24 protein-coding genes and 1 pseudogene are annotated in these 26,663 nt (G+C 69.1%); 15 read left to right on the top strand and 10 right to left on the bottom strand.

Annotated features, from left to right (window positions below):
- Positions 1-91: 91 nt before the first annotated feature.
- Positions 92-403, bottom strand: coding sequence for a TetR-like C-terminal domain-containing protein (locus ACQPYS_RS17520; RefSeq protein WP_433493068.1), 312 nt, complete (start codon positions 401-403; stop codon positions 92-94).
- A gap of 51 nt (positions 404-454) precedes the next feature.
- Between ACQPYS_RS17520 and ACQPYS_RS17515 the strand changes: the two genes are divergently transcribed.
- The 10 genes from ACQPYS_RS17515 (at position 455) to thpD (ending at position 10,082) form a co-directional block, all read left to right on the top strand.
- Positions 455-646: a hypothetical protein gene (locus tag ACQPYS_RS17515; RefSeq protein ID WP_063035051.1), complete on the top strand. Its 192-nt coding sequence runs from the start codon at positions 455-457 to the stop codon at positions 644-646.
- 338 nt (positions 647-984) lie between these two features.
- Complete coding sequence (locus ACQPYS_RS17510) at positions 985-2,526, top strand: flavin-containing monooxygenase (RefSeq protein ID WP_433490201.1); 1,542 nt, start codon at positions 985-987, stop codon at positions 2,524-2,526.
- Positions 2,527-2,783: 257 nt separating this feature from the next.
- A complete protein-coding gene (locus ACQPYS_RS17505) occupies positions 2,784-4,157 on the top strand; it encodes an FAD-dependent oxidoreductase (RefSeq protein WP_433490200.1) in 1,374 nt (457 codons plus the stop codon).
- A 141-nt stretch (positions 4,158-4,298) separates the two neighbouring features.
- Positions 4,299-5,408, top strand: a complete 1,110-nt coding sequence (locus ACQPYS_RS17500) for a PP2C family protein-serine/threonine phosphatase (protein ID WP_431937693.1) — start codon at positions 4,299-4,301, stop codon at positions 5,406-5,408.
- A 211-nt stretch (positions 5,409-5,619) separates the two neighbouring features.
- Positions 5,620-5,925 carry a hypothetical protein gene (locus ACQPYS_RS17495; protein ID WP_063035047.1) on the top strand — a complete coding sequence of 102 codons (306 nt, stop codon included), beginning with the start codon at positions 5,620-5,622 and terminating at the stop codon, positions 5,923-5,925.
- A gap of 160 nt (positions 5,926-6,085) precedes the next feature.
- Positions 6,086-6,340, top strand: coding sequence for a hypothetical protein (locus ACQPYS_RS17490; RefSeq protein WP_157107133.1), 255 nt, complete (start codon positions 6,086-6,088; stop codon positions 6,338-6,340).
- A 574-nt stretch (positions 6,341-6,914) separates the two neighbouring features.
- Positions 6,915-7,529 carry a diaminobutyrate acetyltransferase gene (gene ectA, locus ACQPYS_RS17485; RefSeq protein ID WP_084480398.1) on the top strand — a complete coding sequence of 205 codons (615 nt, stop codon included), beginning with the start codon at positions 6,915-6,917 and terminating at the stop codon, positions 7,527-7,529.
- A complete protein-coding gene (ectB, locus tag ACQPYS_RS17480; RefSeq protein ID WP_433490199.1) occupies positions 7,526-8,785 on the top strand; it encodes a diaminobutyrate--2-oxoglutarate transaminase in 1,260 nt (419 codons plus the stop codon). The genes ectA and ectB overlap by 4 nt, the downstream gene beginning before the upstream one ends.
- A gap of 13 nt (positions 8,786-8,798) precedes the next feature.
- Positions 8,799-9,194: an ectoine synthase gene (locus tag ACQPYS_RS17475; protein ID WP_063035043.1), complete on the top strand. Its 396-nt coding sequence runs from the start codon at positions 8,799-8,801 to the stop codon at positions 9,192-9,194.
- Positions 9,195-9,212: 18 nt separating this feature from the next.
- Positions 9,213-10,082, top strand: coding sequence for an ectoine hydroxylase (gene thpD / locus ACQPYS_RS17470; RefSeq protein WP_063035042.1), 870 nt, complete (start codon positions 9,213-9,215; stop codon positions 10,080-10,082).
- Positions 10,083-10,148: 66 nt separating this feature from the next.
- Here thpD and erm read toward each other — a convergent pair whose 3' ends face one another.
- From erm to ACQPYS_RS17445, 5 genes are all read right to left on the bottom strand, one after another.
- Positions 10,149-10,979, bottom strand: a complete 831-nt coding sequence (erm, locus tag ACQPYS_RS17465; RefSeq protein WP_433490198.1) for a 23S ribosomal RNA methyltransferase Erm — start codon at positions 10,977-10,979, stop codon at positions 10,149-10,151.
- Between the two features lie 334 nt (positions 10,980-11,313).
- Positions 11,314-12,804, bottom strand: coding sequence for an MFS transporter (locus tag ACQPYS_RS17460; RefSeq protein ID WP_433490197.1), 1,491 nt, complete (start codon positions 12,802-12,804; stop codon positions 11,314-11,316).
- 121 nt (positions 12,805-12,925) lie between these two features.
- The gene (locus ACQPYS_RS17455) at positions 12,926-14,521 is read right to left on the bottom strand and encodes a tetratricopeptide repeat protein (protein WP_433490196.1); all 1,596 of its coding nucleotides are present in this window, start codon (positions 14,519-14,521) and stop codon (positions 12,926-12,928) included.
- 594 nt (positions 14,522-15,115) lie between these two features.
- On the bottom strand, positions 15,116-16,297 hold the full coding sequence (locus ACQPYS_RS17450) for a cytochrome P450 (protein WP_431937700.1): 1,182 nt from the start codon (positions 16,295-16,297) through the stop codon (positions 15,116-15,118).
- 502 nt (positions 16,298-16,799) lie between these two features.
- Positions 16,800-17,789 carry a YeiH family protein gene (locus ACQPYS_RS17445; RefSeq protein WP_063035167.1) on the bottom strand — a complete coding sequence of 330 codons (990 nt, stop codon included), beginning with the start codon at positions 17,787-17,789 and terminating at the stop codon, positions 16,800-16,802.
- Between the two features lie 97 nt (positions 17,790-17,886).
- Here ACQPYS_RS17445 and ACQPYS_RS17440 point away from each other — a divergent pair, with 97 nt between their 5' ends.
- From ACQPYS_RS17440 to ACQPYS_RS17430, 3 genes are all read left to right on the top strand, one after another.
- Positions 17,887-18,792, top strand: coding sequence for a LysR family transcriptional regulator (locus tag ACQPYS_RS17440; protein WP_433490195.1), 906 nt, complete (start codon positions 17,887-17,889; stop codon positions 18,790-18,792).
- Between the two features lie 40 nt (positions 18,793-18,832).
- Positions 18,833-19,468 (top strand): enoyl-CoA hydratase-related protein, encoded by a 636-nt coding sequence (locus tag ACQPYS_RS17435; protein WP_433490194.1) that lies wholly within the window; start codon positions 18,833-18,835, stop codon positions 19,466-19,468.
- Positions 19,469-19,594: 126 nt separating this feature from the next.
- Positions 19,595-20,647: a hypothetical protein gene (locus tag ACQPYS_RS17430; protein ID WP_063035038.1), complete on the top strand. Its 1,053-nt coding sequence runs from the start codon at positions 19,595-19,597 to the stop codon at positions 20,645-20,647.
- 43 nt (positions 20,648-20,690) lie between these two features.
- Here ACQPYS_RS17430 and ACQPYS_RS17425 read toward each other — a convergent pair whose 3' ends face one another.
- Positions 20,691-20,888 carry an alpha/beta hydrolase gene (locus tag ACQPYS_RS17425; protein WP_433493165.1) on the bottom strand — a complete coding sequence of 66 codons (198 nt, stop codon included), beginning with the start codon at positions 20,886-20,888 and terminating at the stop codon, positions 20,691-20,693.
- A 169-nt stretch (positions 20,889-21,057) separates the two neighbouring features.
- Positions 21,058-21,492, bottom strand: a pseudogene (locus ACQPYS_RS17420) (alpha/beta hydrolase fold domain-containing protein); the annotation flags it as partial.
- A 503-nt stretch (positions 21,493-21,995) separates the two neighbouring features.
- Between ACQPYS_RS17420 and ACQPYS_RS17415 the strand changes: the two are divergent.
- On the top strand, positions 21,996-23,204 hold the full coding sequence (locus ACQPYS_RS17415) for an MFS transporter (RefSeq protein WP_433490193.1): 1,209 nt from the start codon (positions 21,996-21,998) through the stop codon (positions 23,202-23,204).
- Positions 23,205-23,312: 108 nt separating this feature from the next.
- Here ACQPYS_RS17415 and ACQPYS_RS17410 read toward each other — a convergent pair whose 3' ends face one another.
- The gene (locus tag ACQPYS_RS17410) at positions 23,313-24,725 is read right to left on the bottom strand and encodes a hypothetical protein (protein WP_433490192.1); all 1,413 of its coding nucleotides are present in this window, start codon (positions 24,723-24,725) and stop codon (positions 23,313-23,315) included.
- 231 nt (positions 24,726-24,956) lie between these two features.
- On the opposite strand from ACQPYS_RS17410, the gene ACQPYS_RS17405 reads away from it, so the two are divergent.
- Positions 24,957-26,003 (top strand): YdcF family protein, encoded by a 1,047-nt coding sequence (locus ACQPYS_RS17405; RefSeq protein WP_063035035.1) that lies wholly within the window; start codon positions 24,957-24,959, stop codon positions 26,001-26,003.
- Between the two features lie 54 nt (positions 26,004-26,057).
- On the opposite strand, the gene ACQPYS_RS17400 is transcribed toward ACQPYS_RS17405, so the two are convergent.
- Positions 26,058-26,507 (bottom strand): hypothetical protein, encoded by a 450-nt coding sequence (locus ACQPYS_RS17400; RefSeq protein WP_433490191.1) that lies wholly within the window; start codon positions 26,505-26,507, stop codon positions 26,058-26,060.
- Between the last annotated feature and the right edge of the window lie 156 nt (positions 26,508-26,663).

The following is a 26,663-nucleotide window of genomic DNA, read 5'->3' as shown; positions in this document are numbered from 1 at the left end:
GGGCTTACCCGCCAACGTGGCGGGTAAGCGGCGAGGACGCGGTCGCTGTGGATCCCGCCGGTTGGACCGCGGTCGACCGGCTCGGGCCGGGTCACTGCGGCGGGAGGACGGGCGGTGCTCCAGGGTCGGCGCCGAGGAATCCGGGAATGCCGTCGACCACCGAATCGACCAGGGCCGCCGCGGTCGTACCGAACAGGGTGCCGCGCTTGTCCAACTGGCCGTCGAGCCACAACGACGCCAGACCGTGTCCGGGCGCCCAGAGTGTGAGGGTGGTCGGTTCGGCGCGCTCCGGCGGCAGTGCACCGGCGGTCACGCAGTCCTCGACCGCGGCGGCCAGTACGCCGAAGGCGGCTTCGCCGGCCGCGCGGGTATCGGGGCGTGCCGGACCCCGGGCGGGCCGGATCCGGTCCGAGTGGGCGCCGGGTGCCGGCGGCCGGGGTGTGAGGAGGCCGGGATGCTGGTAGCGACATTGCTGATCACCCTGGGTGCGCTGGGGCGCCGGTGGCGCAACGGCCGCACGTCGGGGAAGGGTGCATCGGCCCGGCCGGAGGAGGGATTCCGATGGCGGAATGCGCGGGCCGCAGTGCCGATCGCGCTCACCTCGGTGGGTGCTATCACGACCGCGGTGGCGGTGGTCTGCTGCTGAGAGTTCTGCCGAATGCCGAGTCGGCCGCGGCGGCAGCGGGATTCGATCGTGCGGGGAGTTCGTTGTGCCGGGTCCGGCGCGCGGCGGGAATTGTGGAACCCGTCTCCGGGCGCCGCGGTAGCCATGCCGATATGGAAGAAATATGTTTTAGATCACACCCGGACTCCGGTGGGAAGGTTCGGGCCTTCGGCTCCGGAAGTCGCGGCGGCCGGGGGCTCATGGGGTCGGCGTGCGTACCCGACGCGTGACCGGGAATTTGTCAAGTACTCTCGGTTACATGTAAAGGGTGGGTCTGTCGTGATCGGCGACGCCCCGGGCACGAGCGGACGAGGAACGCAATGACGCGGCATGTCGACGTACTGATAATCGGAGCCGGCCTCTCCGGTATCGATGTGGCCTGTCACCTGGAGAAGGAGAACACCGGGCGCAGCTATGCGATCCTGGAGCGCCGCACCGCCGTCGGCGGCACCTGGGACCTGTTCCGCTATCCGGGAATCCGTTCCGACTCCGATAAGTACTCCTTCGGCTACGGTTTCCGCCCCTGGCGTGGTACCCGCATGCTCGCCGACGGCGCCGGTATCCGGCGCTATATCGCCGAGACCGCCGATGAATACGGAGTGACACCGAAGATCCGGTTCGGCCGCAGGGTGGTTTCGGCGAGCTGGTCCGGCTCCGACAATCGGTGGACGGTTCGAGTGCTCGAGGAAGCGACGGGTGCCGAGGAGATCTGGACCGGTACCTTTCTGGTGGGGGCTACCGGTTACTACGACTACGACAACGGCCACCGGCCGTCCTTTCCCGGCGAGGACGCGTTCACCGGGCGGATCGTGCATCCCCAGCACTGGCCCGACGACCTGGACTACCGGGACAAGAAGGTGGTCGTGATCGGCAGCGGCGCCACCGCGATCACGCTGGTGCCCGCCATGGTGGGCGAGGCCGCCCATGTGACCATGCTGCAGCGATCACCCACCTATATCGCCTCCATCCCGGGTGAGGACCCGGTGGCGGTCGGGATGACGAAGGCCGGATCCCCCGCCGGGCTCACCTATCAGGTCGGGCGCGCCCGCAATATCGCGGTGCAGCAGGCCGGCTACCAGCTGTCGCGGCGCCAACCGAAGCTGGCCCGGCAGATGTTCCTGAAATGGGTCCGGATGGCGGTCGGCCCCGCGGTGGACATGCGGCATTTCACCCCGGGATACGCGCCGTGGGATCAGCGCCTGTGTGTCGTACCCGACGGCGACCTGTTCAAGGCTCTGCGGCGCGGTGACGCCTCGGTGGTCACCGACACCATCGAGACCTTCACGGAAAGAGGCATCCGGGTTTCCTCGGGCGAGGAGATCGAAGCCGATATCGTCATCACCGCCACCGGGCTGACCATCCAGATCCTGGGCGGTATGGCGCTCGACGTGGACGGTGAACCGGTGGTCACCCGGGACCGGGTCATGTACAAGGGGTCGCTGCTCGACGGCGTGCCGAACGCGCTGATGGTCCTCGGATACACGAACGCCTCCTGGACACTCAAGGCCGATCTGGCCGCCGAGTACTTCTGCCGCGTACTGAACCGGATGCGCGACAAGGGGTACACCCGGTTCGTGGCTCGGGCCGCGGAGTCCGATCGCTCCGAGGCCTCGGTGATGGGCGGGGCGCTGAGTTCCGGGTACATCCAACGCGGTGACGCGGTGATGCCGCGGCAGGGGACCGGCGGCCCGTGGAAGGTGGTCAACAGCTACTTCCGCGACCGTTCCTACCTGCGCAAGAGCCCGATCGAGGACGGCATCCTGACCTTCACCGACCGCGACGGGGCCGAGACCACGCGCTCCGGGGGCCGGACGCGCGGCGCGGCGAGCCGCCTTCCGCTCATCGGTGGCCGGTCCGCCTGAGCCGGCCCGGCCGGCCGCCGGAGGTCATCCGGACCGTGGGAGGGAAGATTCCGGGCCGCACCGCCGATGACGGGAGCCGGTCGGGGGTCGGTGCTCTGGTACGGGAACGGCGGCGGCCGACCGGCCGGCTCCGGCGGTGGGTACCTCGGCTCGGTATCGGCCCACAGTGCGGCCGACCGTGGTGGCTTCGGGCCGGAGACGAGCCCGTAGGCGGGCGGTCCGAGAGATATCGGGCGCTCGCTGGGTAGTTTGATCTCATGACAGAGCGGTTGGTGGTCGTCGGTGGGGACGCGACCGGAATGTCGGCGGCCGCCCAGGCCCGGCGTCACCGGGATGTGTCGGACCTCGAGATCATGGTGTTCGAACGCGGGCACTTCACCTCGTACTCGGCCTGCGGTATCCCGTACTGGGTGGGTGGCCATGTGCGGGAGCGCGATCACCTGATCGCCCGGACCCCCGAGGAACACCGGGCACGCGGAATCGATGTGCGCCTGCGCCACGAAGTTGTCGAACTCGATGTGGCCGGGGGCCGGGTGCGCAGCCGGGAACTGGCTACCGGTACCGAAACCTGGACCGGCTACGACCACCTCGTCCTGGCGACCGGGGCGCGCCCGATCCGGCCGGCGCTGCCCGGGATCGACGCGCCCGGAGTGCACGGTGTCCAGACCCTGGACGACGGCGAGGCGCTCATCGCGGCATTGGCGGCCGGTACCGGACGGCGGGCGGTGGTGGTGGGGGCCGGCTACATCGGGGTCGAGATGGCCGAGGCACTGATCCGGCGCGGTTACGAGGTCACCATCGTGCACAGCGGCGCGCAGCCGATGTCCACTCTGGACCCGGATATGGGTGTGCTGGTACGCGAGGCGCTCCGGGGCCTGGACGTGAATGTGGCCGGGAACAGCGAGGTCACCGAGATCCGCACCGGAGACGACGGCCGCGTCCGGGCGGTGTTCGCCGCCGGTCGCGAACACCCGGCGGATGTGGTGGTTCTCGGGATCGGGGTGCTGCCCGAAACGACACTGGCCGCCGCGGCCGGGCTACCGATCGGGAACCACGGCGGGCTGCTCACCGATTCGGCCATGCGCGTGACGGGGTACGACAACCTCTGGGCCGGTGGAGACTGTGTCGAGGTGCTGGACCTGGTCTCGGGTATGCGCAGGCATATCGCGCTGGGGACGCACGCGAACAAGCACGGTCAGATCATCGGCGCCAATATCGGCGGCGGATACGCGACCTTTCCCGGTGTCGTCGGCACGGCCGTCAGCAAGGTCTGCGATCTGGAGGTGGCGCGAACGGGGCTGCGGGAGAGAGACGCCCGTGCCGTGGGTCTGCAGTACGTCACCGCGACCGTCGAATCCACCAGTCGCGCCGGATATCTCCCGGACGCGCCCGTGATGACGGTGAAGATGCTGGCGGAACGGCTCAGTGGCCGGCTGCTCGGGGTGCAGATCGTGGGCCGGGAAGGGGCGGGCAAACGGGTCGATATCGCGGCCGTGGCGCTGACCGCGGGAATGACGGTGGCGCAGATGACCACACTCGATCTCGGTTATGCGCCACCTTTCTCGCCGGTCTGGGATCCGGTGCTGGTGGCGGCGCGCAAAGCGGTACGAGCGGTGCGGGAGCGCGGGTGAACTCACTCATCGGCGTACCGCGTACTATCGTCGATCGTCAGTACGGAACGGGCGAACGAAGGGGGACGGTGTGCGGACCCGATATATCTGGTTCGTCCGGATCGGCGAGCACCGGAAATTACTCATGAATGTGGCGGCCGGATGAACCCTGACGCGAACACCGGAGACGCCGACCCGGCGGAGATTCTCGACGCGGTGACCGAGCCGGTGCCGCGGGTGCGGGAAACGTTCGACACCCGTCGCCGCGCCGCCGCCGCGGAAGCGACCGTGCCGCGGCAGTCACTGGCCTCGGGCATCCACCGGGTCGCCCTGCCGGACGACGAACTCGCCGAAGTGGTGTGCGTGAACTGCGGGACGCAGAGCCGGGGCCCGCGCTGTCCCACCTGCGAGCATCCGCATCGTGTCCAGGACCGGTTCGAGGCCGATCTGGGTGTCGCCGCTCTGGTCACCGACCGCGGAATCCTGCACGCGCGCAACGAGGATGCCGTGGCCGCCGCGGTGGTACCGGATGACAACGGGGAGCCCGGGACGATTGTGCTGGTGGTTTGCGACGGAGTCTCCTCCTCACCGGATCCGCAGGCCGCCTCGGGCACTGCCGTGCGCACCGGGGTCGATGCGTGTGTGTCCGCGCTGGCCGGTGACAGAACGGCCGAGGAGGCCACCGCCGCGGGGATGGCGGCGGCCTCGGAAGCGGTGCGCAATCTGGTCGGCCCCGACGGTGACGCACCGTCGTGCACCTATGTCTCGGCGATCGTGCGCACCGAAACCGGGGGCCATATCTCGATCACCGTCTCGAATATCGGCGACAGCCGTGCCTACTGGCTGGCGGCCGGCGAGCCCGCGGCCGGACAACCGGCCCGACCGGGTCATCCGGAGGTGCTGGCCGGGGCGCAGAAGCTCACCCTGGACGATTCGTGGGCGCAGACGCTGGTGGAAGCCGGCGCCATGGACGAGAAGGCCGCCATGGCCGATCCTCGGGCGCACACCCTGATGCGTTGGCTGGGAGCCGACGCCGGGCAGCAGCCGTGGTCCGCGGACAGTATCCGTACCTACTACGTGGATACGCCCGGATCGCTCCTGCTGTGCACCGACGGACTGTGGAACTATCTACCGGGCGCGGCCGATCTGGCGCGGCGCGTGCTCGGCGTGCCGATCACCGAAGGCGCGCGGGCGCTCGTAGATTACGCCGTCGTCTGTGGTGGCAGCGATAACATCACAGTCGCGCTGACCCCGATTCCCGCCGCCGGATGATCTGTCGGCCGGTCTCGGCGAATCTCGGGCAATATGGTGAACCGGTCGCTGCGGCGGCGGCTCGGCGGAGAACCGGACGACGGGCACAACGGACATCTCGGTGTCCGCTGTGTTTGCAATAGTGCGAAGCCGGGTAAAAGAGGGAAAGCCGGTGCGGCTACCGAGGTCGCGTCGGGAGAGCTCGCACGCACCTACCGCAAGGAGGTTCGTCATGAAGGGTGGCCTGTCCGCCGCTCCCGGAACAACCATGGTCACCACGAATCATGAGGTCATCCGCCAGTGGGCCCGGCGGCGCGGTGCGAACCCGGCGACGACACCCGGCAGTCAGTACGGCGGTGAGGTGGGGGTCCTGCGGCTGGATTTCCCGCACTACGGTGGTGCGGTATTGCAGCCGGTCAGCTGGGCGGACTGGTTTGCAACCTTCGACGCCCGGAAACTGAACTTCCGATACCAGGAGATGCGTCCCGACGGCACGCCCAGCAATTTCTTCCGCTTGGAACGGTCCGGCGAGATCTGAACGTGAGGCATTTCACTTTGGGGGTTTACCCGGCAGGCCTTCTGGCTATTCGTATAACCGAAAGGTTGCTCGAGTAAGCTGAGTAGCGGGCTGTCGCGTCGGCACGGGGATGCGAAACCCCGCGCCGCGGCACGCACGTGTGTCTGCAAGGGATTGAATATTGAGCGCGAACCTGATGATCGTGGAAGACGGCGAGCGGGTCCGAGGTGCTGTGCGTCCGGCCGTGCCGAACGAGGGCTACGACGTCGCGACGGCCGAGGAAGCCGAGGCCGCGCTCACTCCGTGCGCGACCGGTGTCTCCGGCGTGCTCATTGTCGATCCTGGGCCCGGCGGTGGAGCCGACCGGGATCTGTCCGATTCGCGAATCGTGGCCGCCGTCGGTGGCCTCGGTCATCTGCTGGACGTCCAGCGCTAGCTCATGGGCAGCGCGACGAGCGCAACTCGTATCGGTCTCGGTACGGGCCGCTGGATGCTGCGCGGCCGGATATGCCCCGCTGTCCCGTCGCCCTCCGACTCGGCGGCGCCCGGACGGGAACGCGCCGGCCGGGCGGGGCCGCTCTCCGGTGACTTGCGCCACGAACTGCGCACCCCCCTGACCGCGCCGGCCACCGCGATGGGTGTACTGGATCGGTATTGCGAGGACGGTGCGCGGCGTGCACGCCCGGCGCCGCACCGGGTGAGCCCGGAAGCCGGCGATCCGGGCCGGTTGCGTCTGGATTCGCCGAGAGCGATCGTGCGCGGAGACCGCCGCGGCGTCTGCTCCGTGGTGGGCACCCGCCCGGTCGGGGCGGGGCGGCGGCCGTATACCCCGGCGGGATGGAATGTGAGGAGCGCCCCGCCGAATCGTGCGTTTCGTTCTCCGGATTCCGGTTATTCAACGAGAGGGGCCCACGTAACACGCCTGTAACACGACCGTAAAGAGCTCGACCAGTCGCTTCGGAGTTATTTCGTGAGCCTGGGAAAGTACTGCACGCAGACATCGGAGTTGTATGTCTTTACAAACTGAGTCCACGCAGACCGCCGGCGCCGCCGGCAACGGCTCGGCCACTTCGTCCGCCGCCACCGATGCGGAGCCCGCCAGTACCGGTGTGGTCCTGCGGGCACCGCGGATCACCGACGCCGCGCGGCTGTGGCAGATCGCCGACGAGTCGCAAGTATTGGATGTCAATTCGAGCTACGCCTACCTGCTGTGGTGTCGCGATTTCGCCGCCAGTTCGGTAGTCGTCGAGAGCGAAGGCCGAGTCGTCGGATTCGTGACCGGCTATGTACGACCCGAAGCGCCCGGCACCCTGTTCGTATGGCAGGTCGCCGTGGACGCCGACCAGCGTGGCCGTGGCCTGGGGGTCGCCATGCTGGACTGGCTGGTATCCACCGTCACCGCGCCCGGCCATCCGGTCGGCGGCGCCGTCGAGGCGCTGGAGACCACCGTATCCCCCGACAATCCCGCCTCGATCGCCATGTTCGCGTCGCTGGCCCGCCGCCGCGGTGCCGAAATGGTACGCAGCGAGCTGTTCGAGCCGGATGTTTTCCCGGACAGCCATGCTGCCGAGGACCTCTACCACATTTCCCCGATCGCCCGTAAAACCGAAAGGGATCACTCATGATTGCCGCCGAAACGACGATCTTCGACGAAATCGAATCGAATGTCCGCGGTTACTGCCGTTCCTGGCCGACAGTCTTCGAGACCGCGCAGGGCGCATGGCTGCGAGATGAGTCCGGTAAAGATTTTCTCGATTTCTTCGCCGGGGCGGGCGCGCTCAACTACGGGCACAACAACCCGGTGTTGAAATCGGCGCTGGTCGACTACATTGCCGGCGACGGAATCACGCACGGCCTCGATATGTCGACGATCGCCAAGCGCAAACTACTCGAAACCGTTCGCGATACCCTGCTGGCCCCCCGCGGCCTGGACTACAAGGTCCAGTTCCCCGGGCCGACGGGTGCGAACGCGGTCGAGGCCGCGCTCAAGCTGGCCCGCAAGGTGACCGGTCGCCAGACCATCATGAGCTTCACCAACGCGTTCCACGGGATGACGCTGGGCGCACTGTCGGTGACCGGTAACGCCATGAAGCGCGCGGGCGCCGGCGTCCCGCTCAACCATGCCACCCCGATGCCGTACGACGGCTACTTCGACGGCGCCACCGCCGACTTCTTGTGGATGGAACGGGTGCTCGACGATTCGTCATCGGGTATGGACCGGCCGGCCGCCGTCATCGTGGAAACCGTGCAGGGTGAAGGCGGCGTCAATCTGGCGCGCGACGAATGGCTGCGCCACCTGGCCTCATTGTGCGCCGCGCGTGGCATCCTGCTCATCGTCGACGACGTCCAGATGGGTTGCGGCCGGACCGGCCCGTTCTTCTCCTTCGAATCGGCCGGTATCACCCCCGATATCGTGACGCTGTCCAAGTCGGTCGGCGGTTACGGCCTGCCGATGGCACTGGTGCTGTTCAAGCCCGAGCACGATGTGTGGTCACCCGGCGAGCACAACGGCACCTTCCGCGGTAACAATCCATCTTTCGTGACCGCGCAGGTGGCGCTCGAGCATTTCTGGTCCGATGATGTATTGGAGAAGTCCACCCTCGCCAAGGGTAAGCGGGCGGCCACGGCGCTCGAGGAGATCGCCGGGGCCGTCCCGGGGGTGTCCACTCGGGGCCGTGGCCTCGTGCACGGGCTGGTCTTCGACGACGCCTCACAGGCCGGGAAGGTCTGCCAGGTCGCGTTCGAGCGTGGCCTGCTGGCCGAAACCTCGGGTGCGTCCGACGAGGTCGTGAAACTGCTTCCGCCGCTGACCATCGCCGAGGACGAACTCGACCAGGGTCTGCACATTCTGAGCGACGCCGTCGAGACCGTTTGCAGCTGAAAGGAAACAACCGATGATCGTGCGCACCACCGAGGAGATCACCGGCACACACCGCGATGTCGGCGCCGAGAGCTGGCGGAGCAAGCGGATCGTGCTGGGCGGTGATGGGGTCGGGTTCTCGTTCCACGAGACCACCATCGAAGCCGGCACCTCTCACGTCTTCCACTATCAGAACCATGTGGAAGCGGTCTGGCTGGTCGAGGGTGAAGGCACCCTCCACGACCTGACCAACGACCGCACCTACGACCTCGCCCCAGGCACCATGTATCTGCTCAACGGGCACGAGAAGCACGAGGTGCGGACCCGGACACGGATGCGGATGCTGTGCGTGTTCAATCCCCCTGTCACGGGGCAGGAGGTGCATGACGAGAACGGCGTTTATCCATTGATCGCCGTTCCGGCCGACTGAGAGGAAGGACGAACGACGTTGGTAGACAATCGGATCGATCGCTATCCGACCAGAACCGCCGAGCGTCTGCCGTTGCAGGAGCGGCACGACGCGACTGTGTGGGGCCGGATCGGCAACGCGGAGTTGGCTGCGTTCGATACCGACGGTTTCGCGATCATGGACCGCTTGCTGGCCCCCGAGGAGGTTGCCGAGTACGCCGCCGAGATCGACCGGCTGGCAGGCGATCCGGATCTGCGGGGTGACGACCGGCTCGTCGTGGAGAAATCGTCGCAGCAGGTGCGCTCGGTATTCGAGGTGCACAAACTGAGTCCGGCGGTGGCGGAGCTGGTGCGGGAATCGCGGGTCGTGGACCTGGCCCGGCAGGTACTGGGATCGGATGTGTACATCCACCAGAGCCGGGTCAACTACCTGCCCGGATTCGGCACCGGTTTTTACTGGCATTCCGATTTCGAGACCTGGCACGCCGAGGACGGCATGCCCGCGCCTCGGGCGGTGAGCCTGTCCATCGCGTTGACCGACAACTACCCGTACAACGGCAGCCTGATGGTGATGCCGGGGTCGCACCGGACATTCGTGCCCTGCCAGGGCGCGACGCCGGCGGACAACTATCGGGAGTCGTTGCGTGAGCAGGAGACCGGAGTGCCGACCAAGGCCGATATCACCGACCTGGCCCATAAATACGGGATAACCCAGTTCACCGGTGCGGCCGGTTCGGCGCTGCTGTTCGACTCGAACATCATGCACGCGTCGGGCAACAACATCACGCCGTTCCCGCGGTCGAATATCTTCCTGGTGTTCAACAGTGTCGAGAACACCCTGGAGGAACCGTTCGCCGCACCGGCCCGGCGGCCGGCGTATATCGCCGATCGCGAGTTCACGCCGGTGTAGACGGGGCAGTTGCCCAGGGCGACGGGGACGAATCCACCACGGGTTCGTCCCCGTCGCCGTGTCCGGTCAGCGGCGCCTGGTACCCGGTCCGTGACGAGGTGTCTCGTGTAGCCGCCGATAGATCGTGAGCCACGCGTCCGGCGGCACCAGGCCCACCGGTGCGTCGGTCGGTATCGCGGCCTCCGTACACGCCGCGGCGACGGCGCGCGCGGGGTGGATGCGGCGCAACGAGGCGGCGAGCGACCCGCCGACACCGGAGAAGCCGAGTTCGACCAGGTGCCGGTATTGCGCGCGGGCTGCGTCGGGTAAGAGCGGAATGGGACGACGCGCGATGTGCAGCACCGCCCCGTCCACCCGCGGGACCGGGTAGAACTCCCGGCGATCGATCCGCTCGCCCAGCGTCAGTTCCGACTCCGGCCAGTGGGCGACGGTCAATTTGGTCCATCGGCCGTAGTCTCCGCTGTGCTTGCGGGCGAATTCGTATTGGGTGAGCAGTGTCGCCGAGGTGAGCCGCGGTGCGGCCAGGCACCAGCGCACGATATCGGTGCTCACCGCGAACGGAATATTGGCGACCACGGCGAACGGTTCCCGCGGCGCGACGACCGAGCGGAAATCCCGGTTGTGCACCCGGATACGGCGGTCACCGCCATATCGGACGGCGAGCCGGCGGGCATAGTGCGGGTCCTTCTCGTAGGCCACCACCCGGGCCGCGGCGGGGAGGAGATGACGGGTGAGCATACCGTCACCGGGGCCGATTTCGAGGACGAGATCGTCGCGGCCGATACCGGACGCCCGCACGATACGGCGAGCGATGCGTGGATCGGTGAGAAAATTTTGGGACAGCCGCTTGCGGGTCGCGGACGTGCGGGTACGCGGACCCGAGGCAGGGCGGGACATGGGATCCTCCGAAGAGTGGGCCGAATCGACAGACGCTGATTCGCCCGGACCCATGCCGGGGCAGGAGGCGGCGCGCAGTGGCGCCGAACGATCGCGGCGGCGGTTCGAATGAACCGGCGCCGATCACCGCCGAGCGGCCCCGCGGTGGGGACCGCCCGGATCGGTCAGCGGAGTGAGCGATGCACCGGCAGAGTCCGAGCTGCCGTGCGCTGCCGGATGTAGCACGCGCCGACCGCGCACACTCCGTTGCTGCCCAAAGATCCCATGGGGCCATACCCTAGGCGGGCCCGGCGGACCGGTCCACCGAATTTCCGGTGCAGCCGTCCGCGAGCGATCAGGCGGCTCCCGCGCCCTGCGGGCACGGTATGTCGTGCCGCCGGTCCGGCAATGCGTCCGGTTCCGCGAGTCGGGACTCGGGGCCGGGGACGGCCGGGCCCACGGCGGCCGTTTCCGCGGCATCGGTGCCGGTGCGGAAGCTACGGCTCAGTCGCCGGTAGTGCCGGCTGCCCAGTGCATAGCCGGTGAAGAGCAGGCCGAGCACCCCCAGTAGTACGAAGACCAGGGCCATGCCCCGGGCCTCGCCGGTGCCGAACCAGCCGCCGATCCAGCGGGCGCCCGGTCCGGCGGTCATGAACGGGATGAAGAAGAACTGCGTCAGCGGGCTGACCAGGAACGCGGTGAGCGGGGAGGCGGCCTGTTCGACGCTCTGCGCGAAGCCGAAGACCCGGCCCTGACGCTGATAGGGCACGACCTTCTGCAGCACGGTCTGCTCGGCCGCCTCGGCGAACGGCATGAGCACCATGAACACGGCCATTCCGCCGATCAGCAGGAGGACGGAATCCTGGATCGGGAAGATCAGCATCACCGCCCACAGCGCCAGATTGACGAGCAGGATCAATCGCACCGGGTTCGATGACGTCCCGGTACGGGCCACCAGTAGCCCGCCGACGATCATCACCGCGCTGAGCGCTCCCCAGATGACGCCCCATGCCTGAACCGACATCATCGACAGCGCGTACGGGTCCATCAGTGCCATGAGCCCGCCGAACAACAGATTGTTCAACGCCGCGAACACGATCAGCGGGACCATACCCGGAATCGCCCGCACGACACGGACGGTCCCGCGCAGATCGACTTGCTGTGGTTCGCCCGCGGCGGCGGCGTGGGCCAGCGCTTCCGGCAGTATCAGCCCCCGCAGATGCACCACCGCGACGGTGAGTACGACGACGGCCAGCATCAGCACACCCAGCATGCCGTTCCAGCCCACCAGCAGCGCACTGACCACCGAGGTGGCCAGTTGGGAGATACCGCCCGTCGTCCCGACCAGCCCGTTGGCCCGATCCCGGTGGTGCTCGTCGAACATGGCGGTGACCACGGTGGGCAGCGCGATCGTGCGCAGACCACCGGTGATCACCCCGCTCATCACGAGTATGACGAGGACCCACAGCCGGACGCTCGCCGGATCACGCCATGACTCGGCCGGGGTGATCGCATAGTAGACCAGCGCGGCGGCATAGATCCCCAGCGAGACGAGCGCGGACACCTGCATGACGCTCTTCTTGCGGTGGTGGTCGACGATGCTGCCGAACCACACCCCGGTGCCGGCCATGGCGACCAGGAAGAGGCCGGCGATCATCCCGGTAGCGAACACCGACCGGGTCTGCAGGTACACGAAGAACGTGATGCCGAACCAGACGGTGAAGTTGATGAACGACACCAGCAGCACGTTCACCAGCAGTTGTGCGAAGGTTCGGACCGTGGGGTCGCCGAAATCGAGACGGGCCGCGGGCTCGGTGGCGGGGCGCCGGGTGGTGTCCATAGTCATGTACTCAACAACCTCGACAATGGTTCAGGTCAAGGGGTGACCTGTCGGAAGTATCACCACCTCTGACCGCCGCCGCCACCGAAAATGATCGGTGCCCGCGGAAGTGTCCGCTCGGCGTCGCTCACCGGCCCGCGGTCGGCACCGCGAAGGAGTCGGTGGTCTGGGCGGCATTGGCGATGACCTCCTCGGCGACGGCCTGGGTCCGCCACATCCGGGCCTCGGGGATGGCGCCGCGTTGTTCGAGCAGATCGGCGAGGCTCGCCATGGCCCGGATATGCCGGCGCCCGGCCGCGACCTGCCACCATCGTTGCGCGGCGTCGAATTCGTCGTGCCGGTAATAGAGTGCGCCGAGGTCGTAGGCGGCGCCGAGATGCCCGGCGTCGGCGGCTTCGGCCCACCACCGCGCGGCCTGTTCGTCGTCTCCCACCGCGCACCGGGCCGCGCCGAGATCGTAGAGCCGGTCCGGGCTGCCGGTGGCGTTGTCGTCGGCCGGAAACGGGGGGAGGGAACCGTCGGCGATGGTATCCGCCGCCGCGGACTCGTCGTCCTCCGCGTCACCGTGGGCTGCGCGCGCCGCGGTGAAATAGGCGGCGGGTAGCGGGAATACGGACGGTTCGCCGGGGGACGGCTCCCGGACCGGTTCCGGGCCGTAATCCGGCAGGTCGTCCCCGCTGATCACCGGAACCAGGCCGGTCCGGTCCGGAGCGTCGGCCCAGCCGTGGGCGGCGGCCGGGTCGGTGTCCGCGTCCTCCTCGGCGGACCGCAGGTACCACTGTTCGGGGCCGGTGAGCAGTATCGCCGGACCGGAGAACGCGAGTGCGGGCAGGGGATCGGGCACGGGTTCGTCGAAGAGGGACGAGTAGTCGAAGAATTCGTCGGTGCCGTCCAGGGATTCGATGAGGATATCGGCGCCGTCGGTATACGGAGAGTGCAAGACCAGATCCGCGAGACTGCACGGGTAGCCCTCCGGGGCACCGCTGTCCACGCCGGGACGCCCGCGGTCCACGTCCCTTCCGGTGCCGTACTGCCCCGGGCGGGCGGTGATCGCGATCGCGCCGCCGGCGGCCGGGCGCGGAACTCTTTCGCCACCGGAGCCGTCGCGCGCGACGGGCACGGATACCGACGGGACGACACCTGTTCCCGGAGCGGACGGGCGCGGATGCGGATCCAGCGGGGTATGGCGGACCTCGACCACCAGATCCGCGAAATGCGGTGGTCCCTCGCCCATACTGCACCACAGCACCGTGCGGTCGTTATCGGTGCGTTCGACCACGATGCCGTAGTTGCCCGACCAGGACTGCGGTTCCCCGGCGGTGTCGGCCCAGACCGGGGTCAGCACGAAGAGCGCACCGGGAGAGTTCGCGGTGAGATCGAAGGTGATTCCCCGCTCCAGGGCGTCGCGCCAGATATCGACACCGGCCAGCCGGCGCCCGTCGATATCGATGTGGCCGTCCACCATGGACAGGCCGATGCCGACGCCGGTCAGCCCGGCGGGCGGCGTGGCGGAGAGCAGGGTGACCGTGAGTGCCGCTGTCGCGGTGGGCAACTGTTCACTGTAGAGGGGGTGGACCGCGGTGCCCTCCCAGTCGATCGGTTCGGCGCTGCGATAGCGGAACGCCAGGGCCGGATCGTCGGCGGGTGGGATCGTCGGTGCCCCGGTAGCGGTCGGCGCGTCGAGCGCGTCGCCCGTCAGCAACGGTGTGGCATCGGGACGCATACGGCGCAGGTACCTCGGTAGTTGTCCGGCACGCGGTCCCGAAACGGGCATATCGGCCTGCGATGGAACAACTCCGGTCGACGAAGATACCGGATCGAACATATCCTGCCCCGCCTTTCCCACCGCTCCCTTTGGCCCCGCAGCAATGCGGTGGCTATACCGTACTAGCCGGACCCGTCGCGCGGGGGCCGATTCCGTGGGCGACAACATGTTCGCCGCTCCGATATCGGATTCCGGTGCTCGATAGGTGCCGATGACCGGCGCGAGGGCCGGTGAACGGGACCGGAGGTAGCAGCCCTCACGAGGGCCGGTGGCTCCGGTGGTGCGGGAGATCGTGCTTCGGCGCGGTATCGGCACCGGCCGTATTTATGTGTAACCGCTGGTTACACATAAATAGAGAACAACTCGAACCGGGAACAAGGGCCGAGAACCGGCGAATACCGACACTTTACACCTACGTGGTCGAGGACGCGGTGCCGGCAGTGCGTCCGGCCTGGGCCCCGGCCGCTGTCCAGGCCTGCGGTACGGCAGGTGCCGACCGGCTCCGCGACCGGCGGGGAGCCGGAGGACGCGCGGTGAACAGCGGCCGCCGGGTCAGAAGACGGTCATACCCGGGGTGGGCGGGAAGGTGACCGGGAGGGCGGTGAGTGCACGCTGGAACGGCCCCGGCCGCCAGACCGGTTCGTCCGGGCCGAATGCCGGGCGGAGGTCCGGCAGGGCGTCCAGCAACTGGTCGACGGCCTCTTCGGCGAGCAGATAGGTGAGGGACCGGGCCTGCGCCGGGCAGGCGTGCGCACCGGCGCCCCAGGCCAGATCCGTGCCGTGGCCCGGGTGGTGGGCGGCCGTGCGTTCGGGATCGTCGTGGCAGGCCGCCGGGCTGACGAGTACCGGCTGATCGGCGGGCAGCCACACATCCTCGATCAGCACCGGAAGCGGGGGGTAGACGATGCTGTGGTGGGCCAGCGGCGGGTCGGTGGCCAGCACCTCGTCGAGCGCCGCCCGGGTCGGCGGGGCGAATCCCACCTGGTTCGTCGTGAACCGCGGGTCGAGGAATATCAGCAGCAGCGTGTTGGCGATGAGATCGCGGGTCGGCTCGACCCCTGCCTGATAGACGGCGAGCAGTTGATCGACGAGTTCGGCATCCGACAGTTGCGCCGGATGCTCGAGGAGGCGGGTCGTGATGTCGTCACCGGGTTCGGCGCGTTTGGCCGCCACGAGTTCGGCGAGCGCCGTCTCGGCCGCGGCCGCGGCGCCCTCGTCGGTGCGCATGACGAACAGGGTGGTGAGCGCCGGTGTCAGCCGGTCGGCGAGGGCAGGCGGGCAACCGACCGATTCGCCGAGGACCCGGAACACCAGCGGTGTGACGTACCGGTCGAGGAGATCGGCACCGCCGTCGGCGCAGAATTCGTTGATGAGCTCGACGGCGGCCCGCGCGATCATCGCGCGCAGCGCGTGCGGATCGACACCGGCGAGTGCCGCGATCGTCACCGATCGATAGCGCTCGTGCTCGGTATCGTCGGTGCGCAACGGATTCGGGCGATGCCGCATCATCGCGACGATGGGCAGGCCCGCGGGTACCTTCTGCTGCCAGGCGCGTGGGTCGGCCGGGAAATGAGTGGGATCGGCGAGGATGCGCAGGGCGGTGCGGTAGCCGAGGACCAGGGTGGCGGGCACCCCGGGCGCGAGGTCCACCGGAGCCAGCGATCCGTACCGGGCGCGCATCCGCCGGTAGCAGCCGTGCGGATCCGCGGCGAACTCCGCGGTGTAGATGGGCATCCGGGACACACTGGTCTCGGGGGCGGCGTGTCTACCGCGTCTGTGTGCCGGCTGCAGCCGGTTCGGCCCTGTCACTCGGTACCCCCTGAGGTCGTGCGCCCGGCATCCGGGCGCGGATGTACACCGGCCGCGGCGGGATCCCCTGCTCGAAAGCGCTCGGCCGGTGCGCCTTTCGCGTCTGGCGAGAGATGATACCCAGGCCGTTGTGGAAGTTGTATGCGAACCGCCCGGCGTTTCGGCCTCGTCTGCCCGGCCCTGCCGCGGGGCCTCAGGTGATCGGTTCGCCCCTCGTGGTGACCGGCGTGACCACCCGGCCGACATCGAGTCTCACAAGGCGGTCGGCGCAGTCGAAATGGCGGTCGTCGTGGGTGACCATTACGACCGTTTTCCGCGCTGCCGCAGCTTTTCCAGGATCTTCCGATAGAAGACCTCACGGAACCGGGGTTCCTGGTCGGCCGCCCATTCGTCGAACAGCGAGCGGACCGGCCGGTCGCGTCGTATCTCAGCGCCATCCCGTCGCGTACTGCAATCCCAGCGCGGACACCGCGAGCGTCACCGCCAGGATGCCGCCGAAGAGTAGCGGGCGCGGTCCGGCCGCGCGCAGTCGCCGCCAAGTGAGCGAGGTGCCGATCGCGGCGAGGACCACGGCGACGAGCCAGGAACTGAAGCCGGTGAGCCGGTCGGTCCAGCCGGCCGGCAGCACGCCGAACCCAGCGACGATCGATGCCACGACGAACAGCACGACGAACAGCGGAACGCTGCGCCACAGCGGAGCGCGCGGTGCCGACGGCGCGGCGCGGCGGGCCGACAGGTGCAGGCCGAAGCACAGCGGGACGATCATCAGGCTGCGGACCAGTTTCACGATCACGGCGAAACTCGCCGCCGCCGGACCGAAGGCGATACCCGCGGCCAGTACCGAGGAGGTGTCGTTGACCGCGGTACCCGCCCACAGTCCGAACGCCCGCTCCGACATTCCCAGCAGCCGGCCCAGCGGCGGGTAGACCAGCACCGCGGCGATGTTGAAGACGAAAATGGTGCCGAGCGCGTAGGCCACGTGTTCGCGGGCCGGTTTCAGGACCGCGGTGGCCGCGGCGATAGCGGACGCGCCGCAGATGGCCGACCCCGCCGCGATCAGTACCGCCGATTCGCGGTGCAGCGCCAGCCGCCGGCCCACTACGACCGCGGTCACCGCCGCCACGCCCAGTGTGCCCAGCAGCACCGCGGCGGTTTCCCGGCCGACGGTGAGCACCGCGTCCAGGGGCAGACCGAGGCCCATCAGGACGATCGCGGCGCCCAGCAGATGCTGCCGGGCCCAGTCCAGCCCGGGGCCGAACCGGTCCGACCGCGCGATCCGCCCACCCAGGACTGCGCCGCAGGCCAGGGCCAGTACCGGAGCTCCCGCGAGCGGGACGGCAACGGCCAGGCCGGTGGCCACGGTCGCCAGTGCGGCCGCCAGGGTCAGCCCCGGAAGCCTGCGATATACCTCGTTCACCCCTGTGACCTTGCTGAATGTCGGCGCGCGCCGGTAGCCTCCGATTCCGGAGGACCTCATAAGAAAATCTGATGGCCGGCGTTCCATAATCGATGTCGTGACCCTGCCGCCCGCCACTCCCGACCTCGCGGTGCTCGACCTGCTGGTCTCCGTGGCAGATACCGGCAGTCTCGGCGCCGCGGCCCGGCGGCACGGAATGACCCAGCCCGCCGCCAGTATGCGGATCAGTGCCCTCGAGCGGCGGTTGCGGTTACGGTTGCTCGACCGGGGACCCACCGGCTCCACGCTCACCGCACCCGGTCGCGCCGTGGTCGATCAGGCGCGCGCGGTACTCGACGCGGCTCGGACGTTCAACGAGACCGTCGCCGCCCTGCATTCCGCCGATACGCCCCGGCTGCGCCTCGCGGCCTCCAAAACCATTGCCGACCACCGGATGCCGCAGTGGCTCGCCGATCTGCGCGGGATCCGTCCGGATATCGCGGTGTCCCTGGAGGTCGACAACACGGCCCAGGTGGAAGCCATGGTGCGCGCGGGTGCGGCCGACATCGGATTCGTCGAGGGCCCGCATCCACCGCCCGGGCTCGGCAGTCGGGTGCTCGGCGCGGACGAACTACTCGTAGTGGTGGGACCCACGCATCCGTGGGCCGCCCGTACGCACCCGGTGAGCCTGCGCGAGCTGGCGGCGACCCCGCTGCTGTGGCGCGAATCCGGGTCCGGGACCCGGGAAACGGTCCAGGAGATCCTGGGTGGGTACGGTCCGCCGGCGCCGCCGGCCGCCGAACTCGGCTCGGCGGTCGCCATCGTCGCCGCCGCCCGGAGCGGGATGGCGCCGGCGGTGCTCAGTACTCTGGTCGCCGCACCGGAGCTGGCCGCCGGGGCACTGCATCAGGTCGCACTGGCCGATTCGGTGGTGCTGACCAGGCGGTTCCGTGCCATCTGGCGGCGCGGCCACCCGCCGGCCGATGCGGCGGAGATCCTCGTGCGGTGCGCGAGCGCGCGGTGAACCGATCCATATCCGGGACACCGATGGCATGCTGCTTCGTATGGCCGCTATTCGCCTCGATATCTCCGACTCCGTCGCCACCGTCACCCTCGACCGCCCGGACAAACTCAACGCCTTCACCACCGCGATGGGCTACGAGCTGATCGAGGCGTTCGATACCTGCGACCGGGACGACGCGGTGCGTGCCGTGGTGCTCACCGGAGCCGGACGCGCCTTCTGTGCCGGCGCGGATCTGTCCGCCGGTGCGGAGACCTTCGTCGCCCCCGCGCACGCGGCGACCGAGGACTTCCGCGACGGCGGCGGGGAACTGGTGCTGCGGATGTTCGAATTTCGTAAGCCCATCATCGCCGCGATCAACGGGCCCGCGGTCGGGGTGGGCATCACCATGACGCTGGCCGCCGATTTCCGGCTGGCGCGCCGGATCACCGAGCATTCCGCTCCGGTCTCGGTCGCGCTGTCGCGGCAGATGTTGTGGCGCGGGCTGGGCGCCGATCATCCGATGACCGCGCACCGGGTCGAGTCGCGCGGTATCCACAGCCGGGGTGCCAGCGCCGACGCGAAGGAAGGCGTGTCGTCGTTCCTGGAGAAGCGGCCCGCGCGGTATCCCGACAGTGTGGCGCGCGATCTGCCGGACATCTTCGGTGACGATCTGCCGGTGCCGCCGTTCCGGCGCTGACCCGGAATCGCCGCTGGGAGTGTACTTTCGGTGACAGATACCTGGGCAAAGGTGAGTTCGCAAAAGTGCGCGCGGGGTGCGGCGCGGGTCTAGGATCTGTGGCACAACGATTTTCGGAGGTGCTGCATGCCGGACGAAGTCCTGGCGCCCAACATCGAGCTTTTCTCCCGCAACGGTTTCGCCGGTCCGAACACGACCATCGTGCGGGCCCAGTACCGACCCCGTTTCCTACATGCCCGTGGCGAATACGTGCCGCGGCGCTTCCACACCTGGGACCTACCCGCCGGGGTGTTCGCCGAGCCGAAAGCCCTACCGGTCCCGATTCTCGAGGGTGACGGCATCGGCTTCGAGCTGAATCGGCGCTCGGCCGCGATGTCCTTCGGTTATGTCAACGTCCGGTCCGACGAACTGCACTACATCGTGTCCGGCCGCGGCGAACTCGATACCGAGGTGGGCACGCTCGACGTGCGGGCCGGGGATCTGGTCCTGATTCCGCGCGCGGTCACCTACCGGTGGGGCGAGATCGCCGAGGAGATCAGCGAGTTCATCGTGGTCACCGCCTCCGAACTCCACCTCGACCCCGAAGGTGCGCCCGGCACCTTCAATCCCGATCTGCACCTGGACCGGCCCACCCCGCACGGCCGCCCCGGGCTGCCGGTGGAGGACGAATACGAGGTGGTCGTCCGCACCGGCGATACCTTCACCTCGTATTTCTACGATGTCGATCCCATTCCGTGCCTTGATGTACTCGGCGCCCCGCTCGTCGTTCGTTTCAATCTCGAACATGTCCAGGGTCTCAGCGTCGCGGAGGGCGGTCTCGCCCCGGCCCGACTCATGAGCAGCATCTCGGGCAATGATTTCGTCTTCGGTACCGGCAGCCGACGCAGTACCCGCCCGCCGGTTCACCACAATGCCGATTTCGACGAGGTCATCTGCTACGCCATGGGGCCGTCGGCATGGGGTTCGGTCGATACGCCCGGGACCGTCACCTGGACGCCCAAGGGTCTGCTGCACCAGGGGCCCGAAGAGGATGTGCAGCCGGGGTACCGGGCGTTCCTCATCGAGACCAGGTCGGACCTGACCATGACCCCGGCCGGCCGCGATATCGCGCATCTGATGGAGACCGATCAGTACGGTGTCCATCCGGCCGAGGGGCAGACGGCCGCGGCGGCCCGCTGAGCAGGGTGTTCCGGCCGGTTCGATGAAAGTCCCGGCCGGAACGTCAGGTCAGCCGATCGAGCCAGCGCACCAGGGTCTCGGTCCCGTACCGGAATCCGGCGGACCGGGGCCGGTTCAAGAAACCATGCCGCGTGCCGGGCACGATCACATGCTCGTTCTCGATCCCGGCGTCGGTGAGTTCCCCGGCGAAGGTCGTACTCGACGCGCTCAACGAGTCGTAGGCGGCGTCGAGCAGCAGCACCGGCGGCAGTCCGGTCAGTTTGCCGCCGCCCGGGAAGACGTCCGCGCAACAGCGCTTCCGAACCCACGTAGTTGAGATTCATCCGCCGGATGACGTCCGGGGTGAAGGTGCCGATCCGGCGTCGTCCGCGTAGGCGGGCCCGCACCGGTTCCGGGAGGCGGGGGAGTTCGGCGTGCAGGGTGGCATAGGCCAGGACGAGCCCGGCCGGTCCTGGCCCACTCGAATCGCGTAGCCGCAGCGCCGCGGATGCGGCGAGGCAGGCACCCGCGCTGGCACCCCCGAGCACGGTCCGGGGTTCATCGGTCATCAGATCCGCGACCGCGGTGAGCACATCGTCGAGCGGCGCCGGATACCGGTTGTCCGACGGCTGGTATCTCGGCGGCCCCCACGCCCGGAACCGGGGGATCAGCGCGTAATCGACGGTGCGTACCCGGCGTCCGGACGCGGCGACCCGCAGGGCCACCGCATGCGATTCCAGTTGGTCGAGCCCGCCCGAGACGAATGCCCCACCGTGGATCCACAGCAGCGGCGGGAGCGCCGGGTTCGGCGAGGCAGGAGAATATTCGCGAATCGGTACCCGGCCCCGGAGTCCGGAAAGGTGCATGTCACGGATCTGCGTGTCGCCCATCCATAGTCCTCGATCCGGAATCCTTGCCCCGCCCGGACGGCTTCCTCGGGGGTTTGCGTACCGCGTACACCGCCGGCTCACCGCCGTACGGTACCGGCGATGGTATCCCCGAGCCTCCGCGGCCTGCCACCGACCCGGTATCGCCGACCGCGGCGCGAGTGTCGGTGCCCTCCGGATGAGGTCGACTGCCCCGGGGTCGGGCCGATGGCGCACCGCACGTCGGACCGGGGGACTACGACGATGAGCCCGGCGGCGGCCACGAAGGTGAGCAGGTTGTCGGCGGCGACCAGCGGACGTGACCACGATCATCCGGCGCCGCACTCGAGATGATCGCTGATTCCCGGTACCGGACCGCGGGACGTCGCACCTCGAATTACGCCATTGGAACCGGACATACCGGTCACTTGCGCCGGGTCGCGGTGCCCCAACTCACAGCGGTGTGCGGAAACCTCGTCGACGGTTGTCTGTTGCACGAGGGCGTGACTTCTCCTGCTACCACCGCGGCGAGCGCAGCAGTCGCCGCGCCTCCCCGCACCGGCTGGCATGTACCGGCGATGCTGGCCCTCGCGCTCGGCGGCTTCGGTATCGGCACCACCGAATTCGTCACCATGGGGCTGCTCCCCGATATCGCCGGCGCCTTCTCGGTCTCCGAGCCGAGCGCTGGGCACGCAGTCTCCGCGTACGCGCTCGGAGTGGTGGTCGGTGCGCCGGTGATCGCGGCCGCCTGCGCGAAGGTGGCGCGTAAGCGGCTGCTGGTGGTCCTCATGGCGGCATTCGTGATCGGCAATCTCGCCTCGGCGCTCGCGCCGAACTTCGGCACCATGGTCGCCGCCCGCTTCGTCTCCGGGCTCCCGCACGGCGCCTATTTCGGTGTCGCCTCGCTGGCGGCCGCGACCCTGGCCCCGGCCGGACAGCGCGCCAAGGCTGTGGCGGCGGTGATGCTCGGGTTGAGTACCGCGAATGTGATCGGGGTTCCGGCGGCGACCTGGCTGGGGCAGCATCTCGGGTGGCGCAGCGCCTTTGTGGTGGTCGCGGTGATCGGGGTGGCCACGGTGGTCGCGCTGTTGCGCTTCGTCCCGCCGCTGACGGCAATCGTGACCACCAATCCGCTCACCGAACTCGGCGCACTGCGCCGGCCGCAGGTCCTGCTCACCCTCGCGGTGGGCGCCATCGGCTTCGGCGGTATGTTCGCCGTGTACACCTATGTGAGCACCACCCTCACCGATGTCGCGGGTCTGCGAGCGGGCCTGGTACCGCTGGTGCTCGCGTTGTTCGGTGTCGGCATGGTGTTGGGCAATATCGGTGGCGGTGTGCTCGCCGATCGTGGGGTGGACCGGTCGATCTTCGTGGCGATGGGCGCCATGATGGTCGTGCTGCTCGGCTTCGTCGCCGCGGCCCACAACCCGATCACCGCCGGGATAGGCGCCCTGCTGGTGGGCGCCACGGGCGCCGCGCTGGCGCCCGGACTACAGACCCGGCTGATGGATGTGGCCGCCGACGCGCAGACCCTGGCCGCGGCGCTCAACCACGCGGCCCTGAATATCGCCAATGCCGCCGGCGCCTGGCTCGGCGGTCTGGTGATCGCGGCCGGTTACGGCTATACCGCGCCGACGCTGGTCGGCGCGGGTCTGGCGGCCCTCGGCGTCGCGTTGTTCACCGTGACCGTGTGGGCCGCCCACCGCTCCTGACCTCCGGGTACTCGTCGAGCCGGGGTCCGCGTAGACCCGCGCCACCGGCACCGCGGCGTCTCGGGCCGTTCACTTCGGCGATCCGATCGACGTGCTCGGGCGGCGTACTCAGGGCGCGATTCGCAGCATCCGGCCGACGGTGGCCTGCCAGTACGAACGATCGGGACCGATGGTTCCGGTGAGCTGCAGGGGCTCGTCCAGCGGCGCGATACCCACCGGCCGGTGCGCGCGCTGCTCACCCGTGCCGAAGTCCACCGCCGTGTAGTACACCGGACCCACCTGCTGGATCTCGCCGCCGGGCGGAAGCGGCCCGTAGGAGAGCCCGTAGATCAGGCCGTCCGCGCGCGAGAGGCGGGGCAGCGAGGCCATGCGGTCCCCGGTCTCCCAAATCCGGTGGCATCCGGTCGCCGAGACATCGATGCGGGTCATACCGCCGGTGAACAGCGCGGTCGGCGGGTCGCTGGGGCCCGATGTCGCGGTCGGCGGATAGCCGAAACCGTAGGTGCTGGGGATCACCAGGGAATTCCCCCAGGCCATCGGTGAGTTCTCGGTGCCCTGCCCGGAGGTTCCGAAGGCCGGGGTCCGGCACACCTGCGTTCCGTCGTCGGCACGGTAGACGATCAAATCCGGACGTTCGGCATCGTCGACGATCGCCACCCATTCGTCACCGTCCGGGCCGAAATAGGTCGGGGTGGTGCCGGATCCGGGGCCCAGCTGGCCGGGTTTGCGTACCGTGCCGGCCGCGTAGGGCCGCCGCCAGACCACCTCGGGCACGCCGGAGTCCCCGGCCCGCATCTCGTACAGCGCGCGGGTGGTGAGTACCGAGGTACCGGCCCGGCGCACACTCAGACCGTTGGTGAGTTGCTCGCCCTCCGGCAGCCGGGTCGCCGCCACACGGCCGGTGGGGGCGACGGTGCCGATCACCCCGCCGGTGGTGGCGAACCAGACGCGGCCCGCATAGTCGGGCGCCACCCCGGTGATCGCGTCGCCGGCCGGAATGCTGCCCGCGATATCGACCCGCTCATCGACGAACAACTCCCAGTGGCCACCGGCGTCGCGCCGGTGCCCGACCTCGACGATCGCGCCCGACCCGTCGGCGACGACCACGCGGTCCCGGCTGTCGAGGTAGCCGTACACCCCGCCGAGTAGACCGCCTTTGGTCAGCTGCAGTGAGGCGACCGGAGCCGCGGAGACCGGGTCGAACAGTTTCACCGTCGGCACGGCGATATCCGGTGGGGCGAGTCCGGCGTAGCCCGTGCACAGCGCCACCGCCACACCGTCGGAGGCGACGAATGTGGCGCTGCACGCCCCACCCGGCACCGAGGAGGCGGCGAGCCGGCCGTCCGGCCCGGGCCCGGGGTGCCCGGTGCTGTCGGTGGACGCGAGATCGCCGTCCATCAGCGAGGTTCCGGCCGGCCCGAGGTCGGGGATCGCCGGGTCCGCGGCCGCACCGCCGGCCATCATCAGCACGGACACCGCCACCGGCAATACTCGGCGCACGATTGCGCTGCTGCACCGCATCGATCACATCCCTCCGGTCTCGCCCACGCACCCGGATCCGTTCCGTCGAGCACGATCCGGCGGCGCGGCGGCGGGTTTCGCACTGCGGGCAGCATACGGGGGAGCGCGGATCACCGAGCATCTTCCGCACGGCCCGTACCTGCTCCGGGCGGAGGCGAACGACGGGCAACTTTTCGGGTATCCGGCCGGAGTAGCGGCAGTTCCGACCGTAACGGTGGAGGAGGAAATAGCGTGGATCCTGCGGTGTTGCTCGTGGCGGGTTGGGCGGCCGGGGTGTTCGGCGCCACCCGGCTCGGCCGGGAGCCCCGCCGGCTGTCCACGGGATTCTTCCTGCTCGCGGCGGTCGCGCTGGTCCTCGCCGGCGCGGGAGCCGCGGCCGCGCGGCTGGCCGAACCGTCCGGCCCGGAATCGGTTTCGGTGCTCCTGGGCGCACTGTTCTCGCTGGGTGTGATCGTGGTCGGCCTCGGGCTGCTCACGAACGGCGTCACCGTCGCGCGGCGCGAAGGGCTACGGCCGATCACCATGACCCCGGTGGTGGTGGGGCTCGGACTCCTCGTGCTGCCCGTCGCGGCGTTGCTCGTGCTCCGGCGCGGACCCGCCGTACCGCACTGGCTGATGCTCATCGCCGCCACGGCAACCCTGGTGGGTCTCTACCTGCTGGCGCATCTGCTCGCTTTCGCCGGGCATGCCGTGCTCTACGGCAAACTCCCGGACGAGACGGGCGCGGACGCCGTGGTGGTCCTCGGCTGTGGCCTGAACCGGAACCGGGTCACGCCCTTGCTCGCGGCCCGTCTGAACCGAGCCCTTCAGGTCTATCGTGCCGAAACAGCGCTCGGGCGCCGGCCGGTCCTCGTCACCTCCGGGGGGAAGGGCAGCGACGAGGCACTCAGTGAGGCCGACGCGATGGCGGCCTTTCTCGTCGATGCCGGCGTCGCCGAAACGTCGATCCTCCGGGAACGCTGCTCCCGCAATACCGAGGAGAACCTGCGCAATACCGCGGACCTGCTCCACCGGTACGGGCTCGATATCGCGGAGGCCCGGGTCACCGTCGTCACCAGTAACTTCCATGTGCTGCGCGCCGCGGCGCTGACCCGCCGTCTCGGCATCCGGGCCCGTGTCGTCGGCGCCCGCACCGCGCGCTACTTCATCCCCGCCGCTTTCCTGCGCGAGTTCGCGGCCGTGCTGACCACCCATTACCGCCGCACCCACCTGGCGGTGGCCGCCGCCACGGTCGTCGCGCTCGCGGCCGCCGCGGTCGACGCCTACCTGTCCATATGAGTTCCCGGACTTCCGGATACCGCGGCCGGGACCGGAAACTCCGGCGCACCCCGATCAGTTGCGGGAGCGCTCGAGCTCGTCCGGCCCGAGCGCGGTTTCGTGAACGGTCAGCCAGCGGTAGCGGTGCCCCTCCGGGTCGGCGCGCAGGACCGCGGTCGTCCGCCGGTATTCCCCGATATCGCCGACGTAATGCGCTTCCACGAAGCGCACCACGGACAGACCGGCCGCGGCGCACACCGTGTCGACATCCGACACCTCGATGACCAGACCCGGGCGACTGTTGCGGGCCCGGTGCAGTCCCGCGAGCAGTTCGGTTTTCCGCACTATCGCGCCCGTGACCGTCACCATCGAGAAATCGTCGTCCTGGGCGGCGGCGAATCCGTCCAGTACCTGGGGAGACGCGGGTGTACCGAGCCAGGCGGCCAGCAGTGAGTGGACCCGTTCGACCTCCGACCGCGCATCGAACGGTTCGGCGGTACCGGGTAGTCCACTCGTTTCGGCCATATCCGGCACAGTACCGGCCGGGAGCCACCGCGACCGGTATCCGCGCCCGGCCCCTCGGTGCCGAGCAACGATGTCGGCGAACCCGCCGGTTCGGTGCGGTCGGCCGATCGCATCCTCGGCTGGGACCGGCGGAGGGCGTTCGACCGCTCGTCCGGC

Origin of the sequence: Nocardia grenadensis (genome assembly GCF_050942415.1) — a bacterium.
In the GTDB taxonomy this organism is placed as follows: domain Bacteria; phylum Actinomycetota; class Actinomycetes; order Mycobacteriales; family Mycobacteriaceae; genus Nocardia; species Nocardia grenadensis.
This window is presented reverse-complemented; position numbering and strand designations above follow the sequence as displayed.

Excerpts from the sequence above, each read along its gene's own strand:
- ACQPYS_RS17515 (WP_063035051.1), top strand. The coding sequence starts at position 455 with ATGCTGGTAGCGACATTGCTGATCACCCTGGGTGCGCTGGGGCGCCGG.
- ACQPYS_RS17510 (WP_433490201.1), top strand. The coding sequence starts at position 985 with ATGACGCGGCATGTCGACGTACTGATAATCGGAGCCGGCCTCTCCGGT.
- ACQPYS_RS17505 (WP_433490200.1), top strand. The coding sequence starts at position 2,784 with ATGACAGAGCGGTTGGTGGTCGTCGGTGGGGACGCGACCGGAATGTCG.
- ACQPYS_RS17500 (WP_431937693.1), top strand. The coding sequence starts at position 4,299 with ATGAACCCTGACGCGAACACCGGAGACGCCGACCCGGCGGAGATTCTC.
- ACQPYS_RS17495 (WP_063035047.1), top strand. The coding sequence starts at position 5,620 with ATGAAGGGTGGCCTGTCCGCCGCTCCCGGAACAACCATGGTCACCACG.
- ectA (WP_084480398.1), top strand. The coding sequence starts at position 6,915 with ATGTCTTTACAAACTGAGTCCACGCAGACCGCCGGCGCCGCCGGCAAC.
- ectB (WP_433490199.1), top strand. The coding sequence starts at position 7,526 with ATGATTGCCGCCGAAACGACGATCTTCGACGAAATCGAATCGAATGTC.
- ACQPYS_RS17475 (WP_063035043.1), top strand. The coding sequence starts at position 8,799 with ATGATCGTGCGCACCACCGAGGAGATCACCGGCACACACCGCGATGTC.
- erm (WP_433490198.1), bottom strand. The coding sequence starts at position 10,979 with ATGTCCCGCCCTGCCTCGGGTCCGCGTACCCGCACGTCCGCGACCCGC.
- ACQPYS_RS17460 (WP_433490197.1), bottom strand. The coding sequence starts at position 12,804 with ATGACTATGGACACCACCCGGCGCCCCGCCACCGAGCCCGCGGCCCGT.
- ACQPYS_RS17455 (WP_433490196.1), bottom strand. The coding sequence starts at position 14,521 with ATGCGTCCCGATGCCACACCGTTGCTGACGGGCGACGCGCTCGACGCG.
- ACQPYS_RS17450 (WP_431937700.1), bottom strand. The coding sequence starts at position 16,297 with ATGCCCATCTACACCGCGGAGTTCGCCGCGGATCCGCACGGCTGCTAC.
- ACQPYS_RS17435 (WP_433490194.1), top strand. The coding sequence starts at position 18,833 with ATGGCCGCTATTCGCCTCGATATCTCCGACTCCGTCGCCACCGTCACC.
- ACQPYS_RS17430 (WP_063035038.1), top strand. The coding sequence starts at position 19,595 with ATGCCGGACGAAGTCCTGGCGCCCAACATCGAGCTTTTCTCCCGCAAC.
- ACQPYS_RS17410 (WP_433490192.1), bottom strand. The coding sequence starts at position 24,725 with ATGCGGTGCAGCAGCGCAATCGTGCGCCGAGTATTGCCGGTGGCGGTG.
- ACQPYS_RS17400 (WP_433490191.1), bottom strand. The coding sequence starts at position 26,507 with ATGGCCGAAACGAGTGGACTACCCGGTACCGCCGAACCGTTCGATGCG.